Source organism: Bradyrhizobium campsiandrae (assembly GCF_014529705.1).
Taxonomy (GTDB): domain Bacteria; phylum Pseudomonadota; class Alphaproteobacteria; order Rhizobiales; family Xanthobacteraceae; genus Bradyrhizobium; species Bradyrhizobium campsiandrae.
In genome coordinates this window covers 163,603-182,376 of sequence record NZ_JAANIH010000006.1, presented here as the reverse complement: position 1 = coordinate 182,376, position 18,774 = coordinate 163,603, and the positions used below count along the sequence as shown (strand labels likewise).

Sequence of the window (18,774 nt, the reverse complement as noted above, 5' to 3'; positions counted from 1 at the left end):
AAGTCCCCTCGGTTTCCGCCAAGTTCGATCTCGCGTGCCCAGCGGAGCGGGTCCGCGCGCGTGATCGAGGTGCTGGCCTATCCGGCGGTGCAGCTGCTCGACGTCACGGGACCGCTCCAGGTGTTCGCGACCGCCAACGAGCAGGTCGTGGAGGCGGGCGGAACGCCGCCCTATGCCCTCCGGGTGGTTGCAAAAGATCGCTCGCGCGTGGCGGCTTCGTCGGGACTGGAGATCGCAACCGAGCCGCTGCCACGCCGTGGACGTGCGCCGGACACGCTCGTGGTTGCAGGCGGCCCAGGGGTTGATCTCGCCGCGTCAGATCCAGCGCTGCTGGACTGGCTGCGGCAGCGTGTGAAGAAAGCACGGCGCGTGGCGTCGGTCTGCACCGGCGCATTTCTGCTGGGTGCATCAGGTGCACTGGACGGACGGCGTGCTGTGACCCATTGGTCGTACTGCGCAGAGCTCGCGAAGCGTTTCCCGGCCATACGGGTCGAGTCCGACCCGATCTTCGTGCGTGATGGTTCGATCTGGACCTCGGCCGGCGTGACCGCCGGCATCGATCTGGCGCTGGCTTTGGTGGAGGAGGATCTGGGCCGCACCACGGCGCTGGCGGTGGCGCGCTATCTCGTCGTCTTCCTCAAGCGACCGGGTGGACAGGCGCAGTTCAGCGAGGCGCTGTCGCTGCAATCGGCCGAGGACGAATTCGGGGCGCTGCACCAATGGATCAGCAAGAATCTCTCTGGCGACCTCTCCTTGTCCCGACTGGCCAGCGAGGCCGGCATGAGCGAGCGCAGTTTCAGCCGCCACTATGCCAAGGCGACCGGACTGACCCCGCTTCGGGCCATCGAGCGGCTGCGGGTGGAGGCTGCGCGACGCATGCTGTCGGAGACGCGGTTGCCAGTGAAGCGGATATCCCAGCGCTGCGGCTTCGGATCCGAGGAAACCATGCGCCGCAGTTTCCTGCGCGTGCTCGCGACCGTACCGCAGGACTATCGCCGCCGCTTCGGCGCGTAAGCGCGATCGACATGGTTGAATGGGGGCCGGTCGATCCGGCCCCCATCCATTACTCCACGATCGCAGTCACGATGCCGGCACCGACGGTGCGGTTGCCTTCACGGATCGCGAAGCGCGAGCGCTCTTCGAGCGCGATCGCCTTGTTGAGCTCGATCGTGAGCTCGGCGCTGTCGCCCGGCATCACCATCTCGACGCCGTCGTCGAGCTGGACGGTGCCGGTCACGTCGGCCGTACGGAAGTAGAACTGCGGGCGATAGTTCTTGAAGAACGGCGTATGCCGCCCGCCTTCGTCCTTCGTCAGCACGTACACCTCCGCGCGGAAAGCCCTGTGCGGTTTCGCAGCACCCGGCCGCGACAGCACCTGGCCCCGCTGCACCGCCTCCCGATCGATCCCGCGCAGCAGGCAGCCGACATTGTCGCCGGCCTGCCCCTGTTCGAGGATCTTCCGGTAGGTCTCGATGCCCGTCACCACCGATTTGCGCGTCTCGCCGAGACCGACGATCTCGACCTCGTCGCCGAGCTTGACGGTGCCGCGCTCGATCAGCCCGGTCACGACGGTGCCGCGGCCGGAGATCGATTGCACGCCTTCGATCGGCATCAGGAACGGACGATCCCTCGGCCGCTCGGGCACCTCGATCCAGCGATCGAGCGCCTCGAACAGCTTCAGGATCGCCTGGTCCGCGAGCGGGCCGGTCTCGCCGCGCAGTGCCTGGATGGCGGAGCCGCGGATGACCGGCGCATTGTCCCCGTCGTAGCCGTACTTCGACAGGAGATCGCGCAGCTCGATCTCGACGAGATCGACCAACTCGAGGTCGTCAGCGACATCGCACTTGTTCAGGAACACCACGATGCGCGGCACGCCGACCTGTCGCGCCAGCAAGATATGCTCGCGCGTCTGCGGCATCGGCCCGTCGGTTGCGGAGACCACCAGGATCGCGCCGTCCATTTGCGCCGCGCCGGTGATCATGTTCTTCACGTAATCGGCGTGGCCCGGGCAGTCGACGTGCGAATAGTGCCGCGCCGCCGTCGAGAACTCGACGTGGCTCGTCGCGATCGTCAGGATCTTGGAATCGTCACGCGTACCTTGCGCAGCCGATGCCTTGGCGACGTCCTGATAGGAGACGAAGGCGCCCCAGCCGTAATCGGCCGAGACCTTCGTCAGCGCCGCCGTCAGCGTCGTCTTGCCGTGGTCCACATGGCCGATCGTGCCCACGTTGCAGTTGGGCTTGAGGCGAGTGAACTTCTCTTTGGACATAGGACACCTGTGGTGCTCGAGCTCCCGTGCTGGATTTGCACGACTCGGGACACCGCGAGAGCTCGACCGGCATCCGGAGCCGTATCCGCTCCGGGCCGCTTCGATTGTCAGGTGTGACGTTCGTTCAGGCGCAAAGCAGATCCACGGCGGACCAGGGCATTAGCCCTGCCGTCATCATCAGCACTGATGCTTGCTGTGACTGCCGCATTGTCGGTTGCCTGATTACAAAGTGAGGCGCGTACATAGGGGATGGCCGCGCCGTTTGCAAGGGGGCGCTATTCGTCCCCGTGAAGCTGCGCGCGAAAGGCACGCGGCGACAGTCCGGTCGCCGCGGCATAGACCCGGCTGAAATAGGCCGGATCCTCGAAGCCGAGCGCGTAGGCGATCGTCGAGACCGGCAGATTGGTATAGACGAGGTTGCGTCGCGCCTCGCGGATCAGCCGGTTCAGGATCAGGTGCGAGGCGGTATCGCCGGTCGCCGCGCGCGTGACGCGGTTGAGATGGGTCGGCGTGATCGCCAGCGCCTTCGCATAGTCCGCAACGCTCCAGCGCTCCAGATGATGCTGTTCGAGCAGGGCCTCGAAGCGGCGGAACAGGTTTGACTCCGCGCTGCCGCTGCCGCCGCTTTCGCCCGACAGCGCGCGTGCCACGAGGCCGACCATGGCCGCCGACAGCGCACGCAGCACATGCGCGCGGCCGAAATCGCGTGCGGCGTGCTCGGCGAAGATCTGCTTCATGGTGGCCCGGATCTGCGGTGTGCCGCGCACCACGGCGGATCGCGCCAGCACGCCGCGGAGTCCCTCGGCGGCGAGCAGCGCCTCGTCGAGGATTTCCGCGGCGATGGTCAGGACCCAGCCCAGGGTCCCCGGAATGAAGCGGAAGCCGTGGACGTGGCCGACCGGCACGTTGACGATCTGCATCGGCTTCAAGGCAACCAGGCGGCCGTCGAGCGTGGCCTCGCCGCCGCCGCGCTCGATCAGCAGCACCTGGTGCAGCCGGGCATGCCGGTGCACCGCGAGCTTCCAGTCGTGCAGCACCGAGCGCGAGGCAATCGTCTCGCAATGGACGACATCAGGCAGGTCGCCGGCTTCGCCGAACAGGTTGTAGACCCGGATGGCCGGGGCGGGAACTGCGCTTCTCATGTTCGAATTGTACAAGATAATGGCGAAAGCCTCCATCGGTCCCGCCTGCGGAATCTGCAAAAAAGTGCCGACGGGAGGACGCAAAAATGAAAGTTCAGGTCTGCATCATCGGCGGTGGGCCGTCCGGATTGCTGCTGTCTCAGCTGCTGCACCTGAAGGGCATCGACACGATCGTGCTGGAGAAATACAGCCGCGACCACGTGCTGGCCCGCATCCGCGCCGGTGTGCTCGAGCACGGCTTTGCGCGGCTGATGCGCGAGGCGCAATGCGGCGAGCGGATGGACCTGGAGGGCGAGATCCACAAGGGCTTCGAGATCGCCCATGACGGCGTGCTCTCCCACATCGATCTGCACAGGCATTCCGGCGGCAATTCGGTGCTGGTCTATGGCCAGACCGAGCTGACGCGCGACCTCTACGAGGCGCGTGACCGTCTCGGCGGCAAGGTCGTGCACAATGCCGAGGACGTGACGCCGCACGATCTGACGTCGGACCGGCCCTACATGACCTATCGCGCGACCGGTGCCACCATTCGCGTCGATTGCGACGACATCGTCGGCGCCGACGGCTTTCACGGCGTCAGCCGCAAGTCGATCCCGAAGGACGTGCTGCGGGAGTACGAGAAGGTCTACCCGTTCGGCTGGCTAGGGGTGCTGTCGCGAACCAAGCCGGTGTCGCCGGAGCTGATCTATGTGAAGCACGAACGCGGCTTTGCGCTGTGTTCGCTGCGCTCACAGGTGCTGAGCCGCTACTACGTCCAGGTGCCGCTCACCGACACGGTCGAGGACTGGTCGGACGATGCGTTCTGGGCCGAGCTGAAGCGTCGTCTGCCGGACGAGGTTGCCGCACGGCTGATCACCGGACCCTCGATCGAAAAGAGCATCGCGCCGCTGCGCAGCTTCGTCGCCGAGCCGATGAGCTACGGCCGTCTGTTCCTCGCTGGCGACGCCGCCCATATCGTGCCGCCGACCGGCGCGCGCGGGCTCAACAGTGCGGCCTCCGACATCTACTATCTCTACCACGCCATGCTCGCGCATTATCAGGACGGCGACGATGCCGGGCTGAAGGGCTATTCCGCCAAGGCACTGGCGCGGATCTGGAAGGCGCAGCGCTTCTCGTGGTGGATGACGATGATGCTGCACCGTTTCCCGGATCGCTCCGAATATGAAGACCGGCTCCAGCAGACGGAGCTCGAATATCTGTTGTCGTCAGAGACGGCGCAGCGGCTCCTGGCGGAGAACTATGTCGGGCTGCCGTTCTAGAGCCTTTTCCGTTCCGATGGCATCGGCACGGGGCTCTAGATTCTTGTTTTGACGCGTTTTCTTGACGCGAACCGGTATCCAGTTCGCTCGAAAACGCTCTAGGCAGCCGCTACTTCCCTTCCAGCATATTCACCGGCGTCCAATCGGCCGGCGGTGGATTGGCAGCCAGCGCCCGCGCGCGTCTGGCGAAGTAACGGCACGGCGGATCATCCGCGGCGGCGCTTTCGGACAGCGCGGGGGCCTTCGCGAAAACGCGCGCGCGCCAGCACGCAAGGCCGCCGGCATAGGCCGCCGCGCGCATGCCTTGCTCTTGCGTCTCTCTGTTCTTCTCGGCGAGAGGTTCGTACACCCTGATCGGCTCGTCGCGCCCCTGCACCCGGACCAGGTCCAGCTCGCGCCAGGTGTAAGCGCCGCGGCTTCGATTGACGGTCGCCTCGGACACCATGATCACGGTGCCGAAATATTTGTTGGCGCCCTCGAGCCGTGAGGCGAGGTTCACCGTGTCGCTCATGACGGTGTAGTTGAAGCGCCGGCGCGAACCGATATTGCCGACCACGGCCTCGCCGCTGTTCCGCCCGATGCGGTGGGCGAGGCCGCGGCCGTGGAAGGCGGGATGGCTGCCGTTGCGCTCCTCGAGCCGGGCGCGGCATTGCAGCGCTGCCGCAACCGCATGCGTTGCGTGATCGGGATCGTCGGCCGGCGCGCCGAACATGGCGACGATGGAATCGCCGATATATTTGTCGACATAGCCGCCATGGCTTTCGATGATGTCGGTCATGGCGGAGAGATACTCGTTCATCAGCGCGACCAGCTCGGCGGGCGTCATCTTCTCGGCGATCGAGGAGAAGCCGCTGAGGTCGGAGAAGAACATGGTGATGTCACGCATCTCGCCGCCGAGCACCGGCATCTTGCCGGAGGCCACCATGCCGTCGATCACCTCGGGGGCGAGATAGAACGCAAAGCTCTTGCGCAGGAAGCGCTCCTCGCGGTCGGCGATCACGAAGCGGTAGCCGATCATCATGGCGAGCGCCGTGAGGCCCGCAAGCACGGGCTCGGTCAGCGGCAGCGCGATGGCATGCGCGAATGTGCCGACGGCGACGGCCGTATAGGCGACGGTGAGCGCAAACCAGGTGATCGCCGCCCCGGTCGGAGCCAGCCCGCAGGCGGCGCCGGCGCTGATCGCCGCGAACAGGATCGCCAGAACCAGCCGTAGTAAAGAGCCAGGCTCGGTGACGGCATCATGCTCGATCAGATTTCTGACGGCGGTGGCATGGACGAAGACGCCGGCGACCGTGCCGCGGGCCGCTCGCGCGGTGCTGGCCGGGGCGGGCAGGGCGCATCGCGCCGCCGGCACACCGTCATATCCACCGGTCAGGTGCATCGACGTGAGCTTGCGGTCATCGAAATTGAGGATGCTGCCGAGCAGCACGATCTTGCCGCCGAAGGCGCGGCGGAAGAAGTCGGTGTCTCCCTTCTCGAGACAGGCGCGCAGATCGGCGAAGGAATAGGCCGGAATGTCGCGGCCCATGCCGCGGAAGTTGAGCGTCAGCGTGTTGGTGACCGCGCTCGGGATCGCATAGCCGGACAAATTCGTCACGCCGGCTGGCCCGGTCTCGGGCCTGGTACTGAGCGAACGTGCGGCGAGCTCGACGGCCACCGCGGGCCGCGGCTGGCCCTCGATGGAAACTCTCAGCGGCATCCGCCGGAGCACGTTGTCGGCGCCGGAATGAACGTTGAGGGCGCGGATGTTGTTTCTCACCGCCAGTTGCTGCGCGCGATCCGGCCTCTCCGGATGGTCGTTGCTCAGAATCTCGCCAAGCACGAGCTTGCCGGTGTCGGAGAGCTTCTTCAGAGCAATGAGATAGTCCCGGTCAAAGCCCTTCACACGGCTGCCGAATGACGCGTCGCCAAAGGGGATCTCCGACTGCTCGATCGAGCTCGGAAAGATCACGTCGAAGCCGATGACCTTGGCGCCCCCGTCGGCGATGCCGCCGAGCACCCGGCCGATTTCGCGGGTCCAGGTCTGCGTCGGCGATCCCTTGAAAGGCGGCGTGTCGTAGGTCTCCCCGTCGATCGCCACGACCACCACCGGCGACGTCGCGACATCGCGGCGGTCGCCGATCGAGTTCCAGCGTAGGGTCGTGAGAAGGTCGAGCGAGAGACCGTGCAGCCTCTGAAGCGGCGGGGACGCGAACGCCGCGCCCGCAACCAGCGCCATCAGGACCGTCGCAACGATGTTCCGCCTGCCGATCCGCCGCATCGCTGCTGACGCGCGCCGTCTATTCCAGTCGCAGCAGACGGCCGATGATCGGCGTCGGCGACGAGGTCGCGCTTGCGTCGACCTGGAATGTGTGGCGTTTGGTGCCGAGCTTGGCGAGATAGCTGCCGCCCGGCGTCAGCGACTTTCCGGCTTTCGCAAAGTCATAGAACTTTCCGGCCACCATGTTGTCGCTCCTGAGCGGCACGCTGATCGCCGGCTCCTTGCCGTCGGTGCGTTCGATCACCAGCGTGCTGCCGCTCTTGGCCTGGATCAGCGGTGCGACACTGTAGATCGTCGGCAGCTTGGCCGGCGTGCTGCCGGCGTCGGCTCGCATGGTGCGGAACGTGGTCGCCGCACTCTGGTTCGCCTCGTGCTCGGAGAGCTGCACCGCGTTGGTATCGCACGGCACCTTGACGCGCTGGACGTTGCCGAGTTGCACGGTACTTTGCTCGGTTCCGACTAGAACGACGCCTTCGGTGATGCTCGCGCGCAGGCAGGACTTGAGGACGCTGAGCGGGATGCCGGCCTTGTGGCCAAGCTTGATGATCTTGCCGGGCGCCACATAGTCCATGAATTCGATGCCGTCGATCTTGCCCTGGACGTCCTCGACGAGGGCGGCCGGCGTTTCCGCGACGGCCGGCGCGCTCAGGCAAAACACGCCGACGATGGCGCCGATCAGGCTTTTCATGACTTCTCTCATCCAGTTCGATCGGTAGGCGAGGAATCCGCGTCCCGGCGCGAGCCTAGCAAGGGGGCCCCCCGGCCAGTGTGATCAGAATCACTCTCGGCATTGGTGCACCCCGGCAGGAACAGGTTCAAACCGTTGATGGCAGAAAACGGCGTCGCGGCGAACCGACATTGCATGCGCAAGGTCAGCTAGGAGAGGTCTCCGGCGCGCGGTCCTGGTCCGGCGGGGCCCCGGGCGCTCCCAATATAAGGGGTGCCAGCCCCGGCCCGATGTCGGCCAGGCGGGGGCCGGTGTGCGCGGCGTTCGCCCCCACCTCATCCCAGCGCGACAGAAAGGCTTCGACGCAGGCCGGGTCGAACTGCCGTCCCCGGTTTTCGATCAGATAGTCACGGGCCAATGCCAACGGCATCGGCTCTTTATATGGCCGTCGCGTCGTCAAGGCGTCGAAGACGTCGGCGACGGCGACCACGCGCGCGGCGATCGGGATCTCCTCCGCCTTGAGGCCGTTCGGATAGCCGGCGCCGTCCCAGCGCTCGTGATGGCCTGCGGCGATTTGTGCGCCGAGCTGAATCAGCTCGCAGCTGGAATCGGCGAGAATCCTCTCGCCGATCGTCGCGTGGGTGCGGCTCACCGCCATCTCGTCGTTGCTCAACTTGCCCGGCTTGAGCAGGAGGTTGTCGGGAATGGCGACCTTGCCGACGTCGTGCAAGGGGGCGGCGAGATAGATGTCACGGCAGAGCCGGGCGGGAAGGCCGAGCTGCTCGGCGATGATCCGGCTGTAGCGCGCGACCCGCAGCGTGTGCTCGCCCGTATCGTTGTCGCGATATTCGACCGCGAGCGCGAGCCGCAGGATGATCTCTTCCTCGCGCTCGCCGAGCTTGCGTGTTGCGGCTGCGACTTCGCTTGCCAAATGTGCGGCGCGATCGTTGAGCTTGCGTACGGCTGCACCAAGCTGAATCAAATTCCGCAAGCGCACCGTCATCTCGACGCTTTGCGGGGCCTTCGGCAGGAAATCGGTTGCACCTGCCTGCAGCGCTTCCATTTTGACGTCGTCGGTCTGACGCGAGGTGATCATCGCGATCGGAATGTCGGTGCAGCCAGGCAGCGCACGAAGCGCGCGGATGAAGCTGATCCCGTCCATATGAGGCATTTCGTAGTCGACGAGCACGAGGTCGAAGCCACGCTCGCGCGCGCAGGCCAGCGCCTCGACAGGGTCGAGAAATGCTGTGGCCTCGACGAGGCCCTCCGCTTCGATATGACGTTTCAGGAAATTGAGGACAGAGCGGCTGTCGTCAACCAGAAGCGCTTGGGTCAGCATCGGCGGCCGGGCTCGTTCGGATGGCGAGGCGCGATCTCGACAAATAGCCGGTGCGATTTAACGTGAAGCAAACATCCGTGCGGCGCCGCGCCGCCTCAACGTTGCGCGCAACGCATGAGATTTGGGCGGGCTATGCACGCCTGCATGCAGACGCGAGATTTCGCGGATTGTGACCCGTAGTTGTACGGACGGGTTCATTAGGGGTTTGCACACACTCCGAAGCGAATAGTCCTCATGTCAGATTCGCGTCATGCGTGCAGCGAATCTCCGGAAATTGGGGGACGAATGTCGTCTGATGTCACTGCGCCGAAGTGGTCCCTACGGCTGCCTGCGGACTGCAGCATCGCTGCGATCCGTAGTGTCTATGACCTGATCCGTGAAGCCTTCAACCGGCAGGACCGGCTCGAGATCGACTGTTCGAGCGTCGACAAGGCCGACGTGACCTCGATCCAGCTTCTGCTGTCTGCTGCCAAGACCGGCGATGCCCAGGGCCGCCCGGTGGTCTTGACGTCCTTTTCCCAATCTCTGCGTAACACTCTTCGCCGCGCCGGTTTCGCCAGCGAGGCGATGATTGATCAGCACTTCCCGCAAAAGAAAGATGGCACCTAATGGCCACGATTCTGACCGTCGACGATTCGCCCAGCATCCGGCAGATGATCAAGGTCGTGCTCGAGCCGGCCGGTCACAGTGTGATCGAGGCGGGTGACGGCGCTCAAGGCCTCGGCCAGGCGCCGGCCGGCAAACCCGACCTCGTCATCACCGATCTCAACATGCCCGTCATGAACGGGCTGGAGTTGATCAAGGCGCTGCGCAAGCTTCCGAGCGCGGTGGGCATGCCCATCGTCTTCCTGACCACCGGATCCAACGATACGGTCAAGCAGGAGGCCAAGAGCGCCGGCGCCACGGGGTGGATCACCAAACCGTTCAAGCCCGCGCAGCTGCTCGCTGTCGTCGCAAAACTGGTGCGCGCATGAGTGCGATGGACCCGACCGAGGTCTTTCGGCAGGAAGCCAGCGAGCTGTTCGAGGTCCTGGAAGGGGCCCTGCTCGATCTTGGCCAGCGGCCCGACGACCGCGAGCTGGTCGACTCCGCCTTCCGCGCCCTGCACACGATCACGGGCTCGGGCGCGATGTTCGGCTTCGACAAGGTCGCTTCCTTCACCCACGAATTCGAGACCGCGTTCGATCGCGTTCGCAAGGGCGAGATCAGGCCGACCCAGGAGTTGATCTCGGTCGCGCTCGCCGCCAAGGACTATATCCGCGCGCTGATCGAGAATCCTCAGTCGACCGACGACATCATCGGCGAGGCCATCCTCGACGATCTCAAGCGCTTCGTCTCGTCCGATCAGTCTGCCGCGGCCGTTGTCGAAGTCGCCGGAGCGCCGCCGCTGGCCCCCGTCGAGAGCAAGCAGGCCGGCTGGCACCTTCATCTGGAATTCGAATCCCACATTCTGCGCAACGGCTCGAACCCGCTCGATCTTCTGGAAGATCTCTGCAAGCTCGGTCCCTGTTTCGTCGTGCCGATCACCGACGGCGTTCCGTTCCTCGACGAAATGGAGCCGGAAGACTGCTATCTGAAGTGGGACGTCAAGCTGCATGCGGCTTGCGACAAGGACGCGATCGACGACGTCTTCATGTTCGTCTCGGACGAGATGAAGCTGACGCTCTCGCCGCTCGAGCATGTCGAAGTGCCTGCGCCGGCGCCGCCGTTGCAGCTGCTCGACGAGGACCCGATCGCAGCGGCCGAGATGCCTGCGCCGGTCGTCGAGGCCGTTGCGGTCCCCGTTGTCGAGCAGCCCGTCGCAAAGGCGCAGTCTCAATCCAAGACCAATGTCGAAGTCAAAGCCGAGCCGAAGCCTGAACCGAAGGCCGAAGCCAAGCGCGACGAGCGCGGCATCGCCACCGTCCGTGTCCAGGCCGAGCGTCTCGACGAGCTGATGGATCGGGTCGGCGAGCTCGTGATCGCGCAGGCGCGGCTGAGCCAGCTTGCGGCTTCCGGCTCCGATCTTTCGATCAAGATGATCGCCGAGGGAATCGAGCGTCGCGCCTCCTCGTTGCGCGACACCACGATGGGCGCGCGGATGGGGACGGTCGGTTCGCGGTTCGGCCGCTTCCGCCGCCTGATCCACGACCTGTCGCGCGATCTGTCGAAGCCGGTCGAGTTCGTCACCTCGGGCGAGGACACCGAACTCGACAAGACCATGATCGAGTGTCTGGCCGATCCGCTCGTGCACCTGATCCGCAATGCCATCGACCACGGCATCGAGGACACCGCGACCCGCGCCGCCAATGGCAAGACCGAGCAGGGCCGGATCGAGCTCGCGGCCGTGCATTCCGGCGCGCAAGTGCTCGTCACCGTCAAGGACAATGGCGGCGGCCTCAATACAGCCCGCATCCGCGCGAAAGCGGAAGAGCAGGGGCTGATCGCGGCCGGCGCGGTGCTCACCGATCACGAGATCCACCAGTTCCTGTTCCATCCCGGCTTCTCGACCGCGCAGACCATCTCGGCGCTGTCGGGCCGCGGCGTCGGCATGGATGTGGTCAAGCGCACCATCGAGAATATGCGCGGCACGATCGACCTGTCGACCAGGCCCGGCCAGGGCACCACGGTGACGCTGCGCCTGCCGCTCACGCTTGCGATCATCGAAGGTCTTCTGATTCGCGTCGGCGAAGGCCGCTATATCATTCCGCTGTCGGCGGTCGAGGAATGCGTCGAGCTGACCGCCGAGGACGAGCGCTCGCGAGGCCGCAACTTCCTCAACGTACGTGGCAATCTCGTTCCCTTCCTGCGTCTGCGCGAGATCATGTCGTCGACCGGCTTGCCGGATCGCCACCAGAAGACGATCATCATCTCGACCGGTGAGACCCGCGTCGGCCTCGTCGTCGATCAGATCATCGGCAACCACCAGACGGTGATCAAGTCGCTCTCCAAGCTGCATTCGGATGTCACGATCTTCTCCGGAGCGACCATCCTCGGCGACGGCACAGCGGCACTGATCCTCGACGTCGCGCAGCTGGTCGCGCTGGCGCAGTCGAAGGTCGAGAAGCAGCATATCAGCGAGGCGGCGTAATGACCGAAGCTTTGGCGGCGGAACACCAGGTCGACGCGATGCAGGTCGTGATGATCGGTCTCGGCGAAGAGAAGTTTGCGCTCGATGCGGGGCTTGTCCGCGAAATCATCGACCCCGTGCCGGTGACGAAGGTCGCCGGCGCGCGGTCGTTCGTTCCGAGCGTGATCAACGTGCGCGGCAATGTCATTCCGCTTGCGGACCTGCGTATCCGCTTCGGCATGCCGCAGCTCGAGGATTCCGCCGATACGCGGATCGTGGTGATCGAGATCGAGCTCGACAACGAACCGGTGCTCGTCGGCGTAACCGCCGACAAGGTCTATGAGGTCACGGAGATCTCGCAGACCGCCGTGCAGCAGACGCCGCGCGTCGGCATGCACTGGAAGCCCGAGTTCATTCGTTTCATCGCGAAGTGGCGTGAAGAGTTCGTCATCGTTCCGAACATGGAACGCATTCTGAATTGAAATAAGGGCCTCGCGAGAGGTCTGAGGGGCAGGGGCTGAAGATGAGATTTACGGTTAAGGCGAAGCTGGCCAGTGCGTTCGGCCTGGTCATCGTCCTGTCCATGGTCGCCGGCGGCGTCGCCTATATGAAGCTCGGCGACATGATGGCAACCGCCGACAGCATGGTCCTGCGCGCAAAGCGCATGGAAAAGGCGATGGAGATCGAGAAGGACGTTCTCATCCAGCTCCGCGCGGAAAAGAATGCCATCATCGGCAGTGAAAGCGAAGTCGAACTGGCGGCGGCTGACGCCGCCAAGCGCCGCGATGCAGCCTTGAAGACCAGGGACGAGGTCTACGCCCTGGCGAGCGAGGCGGGCAGGAAGCTGCTCGACGGCTTTGCCGCGACATACGCCAAAATGAATGCCTATCAGGAAGAGACGATCCGGATCGCCAGGACCGACAAGGCCAAGGCGGCGGACCGCTCGACCAATGAGGGCCGCAAGGTCGTGAACGAAGCGCTCGAGTCGATGGGCGCCTATGTCGAGAACACCAAGAAGCAGATGGCCGACCAGGCCCTCGCGTCGAAGGAGGAGGGACATCAGGCGCAATTCCTGCTGATGACGCTTCTCGGCGTGTCGCTGATGGTTGCGGTGGGCGCGGCTCTGTGGATATCGATTGCGATCAGCCGTTCGCTCGGCCGCGCGGTCAATCTCGCCGGCGCCGTGGCCAATGGTGATCTCAGCCAGACCATTCCCTCCGCCAGCAACGATGAGATCGGCGATCTCATCCGGTCACTGAACCTGATGGTCGGCAAGCTCCGGCAGATCGTCGCCGAAGCGATCACCGCGGCGCAAAACGTCTCGGCCGGTAGCCAGGAGCTCTCCGCCAGCGCCGAGCAACTCTCGCAAGGTGCGACCGAGCAGGCTTCTTCTGCCGAGGAAGCCTCGTCCTCGATGGAGGAAATGGCCTCGAACGTGAAGCAGAACGCTGATAACGCCAACCAGACCGAGAAGATCGCGGCGCAGTCGGCCAAGGACGCGGAAGCCAGCGGCGTCGCCGTCGGCCGCGCCGTCAACGCGATGCAGACGATCGCCGAGAAGATCACGATCGTGCAGGAGATCGCACGGCAGACCGATCTTCTCGCGCTCAACGCCGCGGTCGAGGCCGCGCGCGCCGGCGAGCACGGCAAGGGGTTCGCCGTCGTCGCCTCCGAAGTGCGCAAGCTCGCCGAACGCAGCCAGGCTGCGGCGGCCGAGATCGGCACGTTGTCGACGGAAAGCGTGAAGGTCGCCCAGGAAGCGGGCTCCATGCTGTCGAAGCTCGTGCCCGACATCAAGAAGACGGCCGAACTGGTCCAGGAGATCACGGGGGCTTGCCGCGAGCAGGACGTCGGATCGGCCCAGATCAACCAGGCGATCCAGCAGCTCGACAAGGTCGGCCAGCAGAACGCCAGTGCGTCCGAGCAGGTGTCCTCGACCTCGGAAGAGCTCGCCTCGCAGGCCGAGCAGCGGCAGTCGGCGATCTCGTTCTTTCGGATCGAGGAGGGCTCGCGCAAGACGAAAGCAGCTCCTCAGGAAATTGACCGCGCCGTCAGCCAGCTTCGTACCAAGGCCGCAAAGATGGCCGACGCCGACGGCCGCGGCAGGAAGCCGGCCGCCAAGCCCGCGCGGGCGCTGAAGGCCGCGGGTGGCGGAGGCGGCTTTGCCTTCGACATGGACGACGGCGAAGACGACCGCGACGCCGAGTTCCAACGATAAGTGTTGTTGCTGGACGGGCGCAGCAAGTGATGTCGCTCGCGAATTCCAACATCAAACCGGGCCTGGCCCGAAGGTTCTGAAATATGCGCTTCACCGTCAAAGCAAAGCTGGCGACTGCTTTTGGTGCCGTCCTGCTCCTCTCCATGATCGCGGGTGGCGTCGCCTATCTGAAGCTCGCCGATATGGCCAACTCCACCGAGGTGCTGATTGGAGCCGCCGGACGATCGGCGAAGGCCGACGAGTTGCAGAAGGATCTGCTGCTTCAAATCCGCGCCGAAAAGAACGCGATCCTGGCGCAGTCAGACAGCGACGTCGAGCGCTACGCCGGTGAGGTACGCAAGATTCGCGAGGACCTGCTCAAGACGAAGGATGACATCTACGCGACCGCCACCGAAACCGGAAAGAAGATGCTCGACCGGTTCTCGCCGCTTTACCGCGACGTGAATGCCGCCCAGGACGAGTCCCTTAAATTCGCGCGATCCGACAAGGCCAAGGCTCTGGAGCAATCGACCGGACCGGTTCGCAAGGCCGTCGCCGAGGCATCGAAGAGCCTCGATGAATATGTCGGCTTCCTCAAGAAGCTGATGGACGAGCGGGCTGAACAGTCGCGGGTGGAGAGCAGCCACGCCCAGATGCTGCTCTTGAGCATCCTGATCGCCTCCTTGCTCCTCGGCGACGCTGCTGCGACCCTGATTGCGCTCAGCATCAGCCGCGCGTTGCCGAAGGCCGTCGGGCTGGCGAATGCGGTCGCAATCGGCGCTCGCAGGCAGACGATCGACGTCAAGAGCAACGACGGGGGCGGTGATCTCGTCAGGCCGCTGAATGGGGAGACCGCAAATCTCAACGCGACGGCCGCGATCGCCAACGAGGTCGCGCTGGGCAACCTAGCCGTGGAAGCCAAGCGTCTGTCCGACAAGGACACGTTGGGCATCGCCCTGGAGCGGATGATCGCGAGCCTGAACACCAATGCGGAGGTCGCCAACGAGATCGCGCGGGGCAATCTCATGGTCGAAGCCAAGCGCATTTCCGACAAGGACAAGCTGGGCATCGCGCTGGAGACCATGGTCGAAAAGCTCAGGCAGATCGTCACCGAAGCAATCACGGCGGCCCAGAACGTTTCGTCCGGCAGCCGGGGGCGCTCCGCCAGCGCCGAGCAGCTGTCGCAAGGCGCGACCGAGCAGGCCTCCTCTGCGGAAGAGGCGTCGTCCTCGATGGAGGAGATGGCCTCCAACGTGAAGCAGAATGCCGACAACGCCAACCAGACGGAGCAGATCGCCGCGCAATCGGCCAGGGACGCGGAAGCCAGCGGCGCCGCCGTGGGTCGCGCCGTCAACGCGATGCAGACCATCGCCGAGAAGATCACCATCGTGCAGGAGATCGCCCGCCAGACCGACCTGCTCGCGCTCAACGCGGCCGTCGAGGCCGCGCGCGCCGGCGAGCACGGCAAGGGCTTTGCGGTTGTCGCCTCCGAGGTGCGCAAGCTCGCCGAGCGCAGCCAGGCCGCGGCCGCCGAGATCGGTACGTTGTCGACGGAGACCGTCAAGGTCGCGCAGGAGGCCGGCGGCATGCTGGCCAAGCTCGTGCCCGACATCAAGAAGACCGCCGAGCTCGTGCAGGAGATCACCGCCGCCTGCCGCGAGCAGGATGTCGGTTCCTCGCAGATCAACCAGGCGATCCAGCAGCTCGACAAGGTCGGCCAGCAGAACGCCAGTGCCTCCGAGCAGGTGTCGTCGACTTCGGAAGAACTCGCCTCGCAGGCCGAGCAGCTCCAGTCGACGATATCGTTCTTCCGGATCGAGCAGGCGGCGCACAGGGAAAAGGCTGCGGCTGGGCCGATCGATCGCGCGGTAGGCCAGCTCCGTGCCAAGGCCGCACACATGGCCGTGGCCGATCGCGGCGCGAAGAAGCCTGCGGCCGTGAGGCAGCCGGCGCGTGCGCTCAAGGCGGCCAATGGCGGCGGCTTTGCCTTCGACATGAACGATGCCGACGACGATCGCGATGCGGAGTTTCAGCGTTAGCCGGCGGCCCGACCTCGCGGTCGGGCGGCCTTCTCGAAATCTCGTGACCGGGTGGACTATATCATGGCCGCAACCTCGCAATATCTGACGCTCGGGCTCGCCGGCGAGACGTTCGGCATCAGCATCCGCAACGTGCGGGAAATTCTCGACATGCGGCCGATCTCGCGCCTGCCGCATGCGCCGAATTTCCTGCTCGGCATGATCGACGTTCGCGGCGCCGGCTACCCCATCGTGGATCTCCGGACCAAGCTCGGTCTGGCGGCCGCTGCCGCCACCGAGGCAACCCGCATCATCATCCTCGACGTGCCGATGAAGGACCGCCTCGTCGGCGTCGGCTTCGTTGCCGATTGCGTGTTCGAGGTGACTGATATCGACGAGCAGGCGATCGAGCCGATCCCCGAAGTGGGTGGAAAATGGCAGTCCGCCTATGCCGCCGGCATCGGCCGCAAGGGCGCGAAGTTCGTCGTCATCTTCGATCTCGCGAAGCTGATGGCCAGTGATGAATTTCCCGAGGGGCGCGAAGCGTCGGTCGACGCCTCCTGCGCCGCCTGCCCGCGTAGCAGTAAAGCGTCGCCAAGCGTAGCAACCCCTTTCACGCCCAGATAACGAGCCATACAAATGAGATTCACCGTCAAAGCGAAGCTTGCGAGTGCCTTCGGCCTCGTCATTCTGCTGTCCGCCATCGCGGGTGCAGTCGGCTACGTCAAACTGACCGATATGGCTGCGACGACCGAGGTTCTGACGGCGGCGGCAGGACGCCTGGACAAAGCCAGTCAGTTGAAGGAGTTGATCCTGCAGCAGGTGCGCGCTGAAAAGAACGCGCTGCTGGCGAGCTCAGACAGCGAGGTGGACCGTTTCAACACCGAGATTGGCAGCCTTCGCGCGAAAATGATGCAGGCTAGGGACGAGGTTCACGCCGTTGCCACCGAGAACGGCAAGAAAATTCTCGACAAATTCTCCGGAGCCTACGCGCACATGAACAGCGTCGAGGATCAGGCGCTGCACCTGGCAAAAGCCGACAGGGCAAAGGCGGTCGAGCTGTCGACCGTGGAGGTTCGCAAGGCGGTCGTCGAGTCGACGGCGGCGCTGGACGCATACGTCGTCTTTCTGCGAAAGCTGATGGCGGATCGTTCGGAGCAGGCCAGGGAGGACGGTGCTCGCGCCCAGCTGATGCGGGTCAGCCTCGTCCTGGGGTCATTGCTGGGGGCCGTGGGCGCCGCGACCTGGATCGCGCTGAACATCAGCCGCGGACTGAGCCGCGCCGTTAACCTCGCGGATGCGGTCGCAATCGGCGATCTCAGCCACAAGATCGAGGTCTCGAGCAATGACGAGGTCGGCGACCTCGTCAAATCGTTGACGGCGATGACGGTGAACCTGAACGCAACCGCGGCGGTCGCCAACGAGATCGCCCAAGGCAATCTCACCATCGAAGCCAAGCCCCTGTCGGACAAGGATACGCTTGGCCTGGCACTCGAGCGCATGATCGAGAAGCTCCGCCAGATCGTCGCGGAAGCGCTGACGGCGGCCCAGAACGTCTCCGCGGGCAGCCAGGAGCTGTCGGCGCGCGCCGAGCAGCTCTCGCAAGGCGCGACCGAGCAGGCCTCTTCCGCCGAAGAAGCATCCTCCTCGATGGAGGAGATGGCGTCCAACGTGAAACAGAACGCCGACAACGCCAACCAGACCGAGAAGATCGCGGCCCAGTCCGCCAAGGATGCGGAGGCGAGCGGTGCGGCCGTCGGGCGTGCCGTCAACGCGATGCAGACCATCGCCGAGAAGATCACCATCGTGCAAGAGATTGCCCGCCAGACCGATCTGCTCGCGCTCAACGCGGCGGTCGAGGCCGCGCGCGCCGGCGAGCACGGCAAGGGCTTTGCGGTGGTTGCCTCCGAAGTACGCAAGCTTGCCGAGCGCAGCCAGGCCGCCGCAGCCGAGATCGGCACGCTTTCGGCCGACACCGTCAAGGTCGCGCAGGAGGCCGGCTCCATGCTCGCCAAACTCGTTCCCGACATCAAGAAGACCGCCGAGCTGGTCGAGGAGATCACCGCGGCCTGCCGTGAGCAGGACGTCGGTTCGGCCCAGATCAACCAGGCCATCCAGCAGCTCGACAAGGTCGGACAGCAGAACGCCAGCGCCTCCGAGCAGGTATCCTCCACGTCGGAGGAGCTTGCCTCGCAGGCCGAGCAGCTTCAGTCGACGATCGCCTATTTCCGTATCGAGCATGGCGGAAGGAATCCTGCTGCGGCGCCGATCGACCGCGCCGTCAATCAGCTCCGTGCCAAGGCTGCAACCATGGCGGCGACTGAACGTCCCGCCAAGAAACCGCAGTCAAAGCCGGCGCGCGCGATGAAGGTGGCGGGCGGCGGCGGCTTTGCTTTTGACTTGAACGACGGCGAGGATGATCGGGACGCCGATTTTCAGCGCTGAGATTTTCGAAGGATAGGTCCACCTCGCTTCCGGGGTGGACCTATCCATCTTCTGTTGTCGCGTAAACGCGTAGGATTCAATATGGCCCGTCTGGCCCGACATTCATTGCGTGCTCGCCTTCGGGGCCGA

General features: G+C 64.9%; 15 protein-coding genes. 10 read left to right on the top strand and 5 right to left on the bottom strand.

Features of this window, described 5'->3' with window-relative positions; genetic code table 11:
* Positions 1–63 precede the first annotated feature (63 nt).
* Positions 64–1,014, top strand: coding sequence for a GlxA family transcriptional regulator (locus tag G8O24_RS06685; protein WP_438503267.1), 951 nt, complete (start codon positions 64–66; stop codon positions 1,012–1,014).
* A gap of 49 nt (positions 1,015–1,063) precedes the next feature.
* Here G8O24_RS06685 and tuf read toward each other — a convergent pair whose 3' ends face one another.
* Together tuf and G8O24_RS06675 are read right to left on the bottom strand one after the other, a co-directional pair.
* A complete protein-coding gene (tuf, locus tag G8O24_RS06680; RefSeq protein WP_188097473.1) occupies positions 1,064–2,269 on the bottom strand; it encodes an elongation factor Tu in 1,206 nt (401 codons plus the stop codon).
* A gap of 275 nt (positions 2,270–2,544) precedes the next feature.
* A complete protein-coding gene (locus G8O24_RS06675) occupies positions 2,545–3,447 on the bottom strand; it encodes a helix-turn-helix domain-containing protein (protein WP_188097474.1) in 903 nt (300 codons plus the stop codon).
* Between the two features lie 50 nt (positions 3,448–3,497).
* Between G8O24_RS06675 and pobA the strand changes: the two genes are divergently transcribed.
* Positions 3,498–4,670 (top strand): 4-hydroxybenzoate 3-monooxygenase, encoded by a 1,173-nt coding sequence (gene pobA / locus G8O24_RS06670; RefSeq protein WP_188097662.1) that lies wholly within the window; start codon positions 3,498–3,500, stop codon positions 4,668–4,670.
* A gap of 109 nt (positions 4,671–4,779) precedes the next feature.
* Here the strand turns inward: pobA and G8O24_RS06665 are convergent, their stop codons facing one another.
* From G8O24_RS06665 to G8O24_RS06655, 3 genes are all read right to left on the bottom strand, one after another.
* A complete protein-coding gene (locus tag G8O24_RS06665; protein WP_188097660.1) occupies positions 4,780–6,930 on the bottom strand; it encodes an adenylate/guanylate cyclase domain-containing protein in 2,151 nt (716 codons plus the stop codon).
* A gap of 19 nt (positions 6,931–6,949) precedes the next feature.
* Positions 6,950–7,618, bottom strand: a complete 669-nt coding sequence (locus G8O24_RS06660; RefSeq protein ID WP_188097658.1) for a hypothetical protein — start codon at positions 7,616–7,618, stop codon at positions 6,950–6,952.
* A 184-nt stretch (positions 7,619–7,802) separates the two neighbouring features.
* Positions 7,803–8,936 (bottom strand): HD-GYP domain-containing protein, encoded by a 1,134-nt coding sequence (locus tag G8O24_RS06655; protein WP_188097656.1) that lies wholly within the window; start codon positions 8,934–8,936, stop codon positions 7,803–7,805.
* A gap of 285 nt (positions 8,937–9,221) precedes the next feature.
* Between G8O24_RS06655 and G8O24_RS06650 the strand changes: the two genes are divergently transcribed.
* From G8O24_RS06650 to G8O24_RS06615, 8 genes are all read left to right on the top strand, one after another.
* The gene (locus G8O24_RS06650) at positions 9,222–9,545 is read left to right on the top strand and encodes an STAS domain-containing protein (protein ID WP_188097482.1); all 324 of its coding nucleotides are present in this window, start codon (positions 9,222–9,224) and stop codon (positions 9,543–9,545) included.
* The gene (locus tag G8O24_RS06645) at positions 9,545–9,910 is read left to right on the top strand and encodes a response regulator (protein WP_188097654.1); all 366 of its coding nucleotides are present in this window, start codon (positions 9,545–9,547) and stop codon (positions 9,908–9,910) included. The genes G8O24_RS06650 and G8O24_RS06645 overlap by 1 nt, the downstream gene beginning before the upstream one ends.
* Entirely contained in the window at positions 9,907–12,006 is a 2,100-nt protein-coding gene (locus G8O24_RS06640) for a chemotaxis protein CheA (protein ID WP_188097652.1), read from the top strand. Before G8O24_RS06645 ends, G8O24_RS06640 begins: the two co-directional genes overlap by 4 nt.
* A complete protein-coding gene (locus G8O24_RS06635; protein ID WP_188097650.1) occupies positions 12,006–12,467 on the top strand; it encodes a chemotaxis protein CheW in 462 nt (153 codons plus the stop codon). Before G8O24_RS06640 ends, G8O24_RS06635 begins: the two co-directional genes overlap by 1 nt.
* A gap of 41 nt (positions 12,468–12,508) precedes the next feature.
* Positions 12,509–14,203: a methyl-accepting chemotaxis protein gene (locus tag G8O24_RS06630; RefSeq protein WP_188097649.1), complete on the top strand. Its 1,695-nt coding sequence runs from the start codon at positions 12,509–12,511 to the stop codon at positions 14,201–14,203.
* Positions 14,204–14,286: 83 nt separating this feature from the next.
* On the top strand, positions 14,287–16,221 hold the full coding sequence (locus G8O24_RS06625; protein ID WP_188097648.1) for a HAMP domain-containing methyl-accepting chemotaxis protein: 1,935 nt from the start codon (positions 14,287–14,289) through the stop codon (positions 16,219–16,221).
* Between the two features lie 63 nt (positions 16,222–16,284).
* Positions 16,285–16,827, top strand: coding sequence for a chemotaxis protein CheW (locus G8O24_RS06620; RefSeq protein WP_188097646.1), 543 nt, complete (start codon positions 16,285–16,287; stop codon positions 16,825–16,827).
* A gap of 12 nt (positions 16,828–16,839) precedes the next feature.
* Complete coding sequence (locus G8O24_RS06615) at positions 16,840–18,645, top strand: methyl-accepting chemotaxis protein (RefSeq protein ID WP_188097643.1); 1,806 nt, start codon at positions 16,840–16,842, stop codon at positions 18,643–18,645.
* Positions 18,646–18,774: the final 129 nt, after the last annotated feature.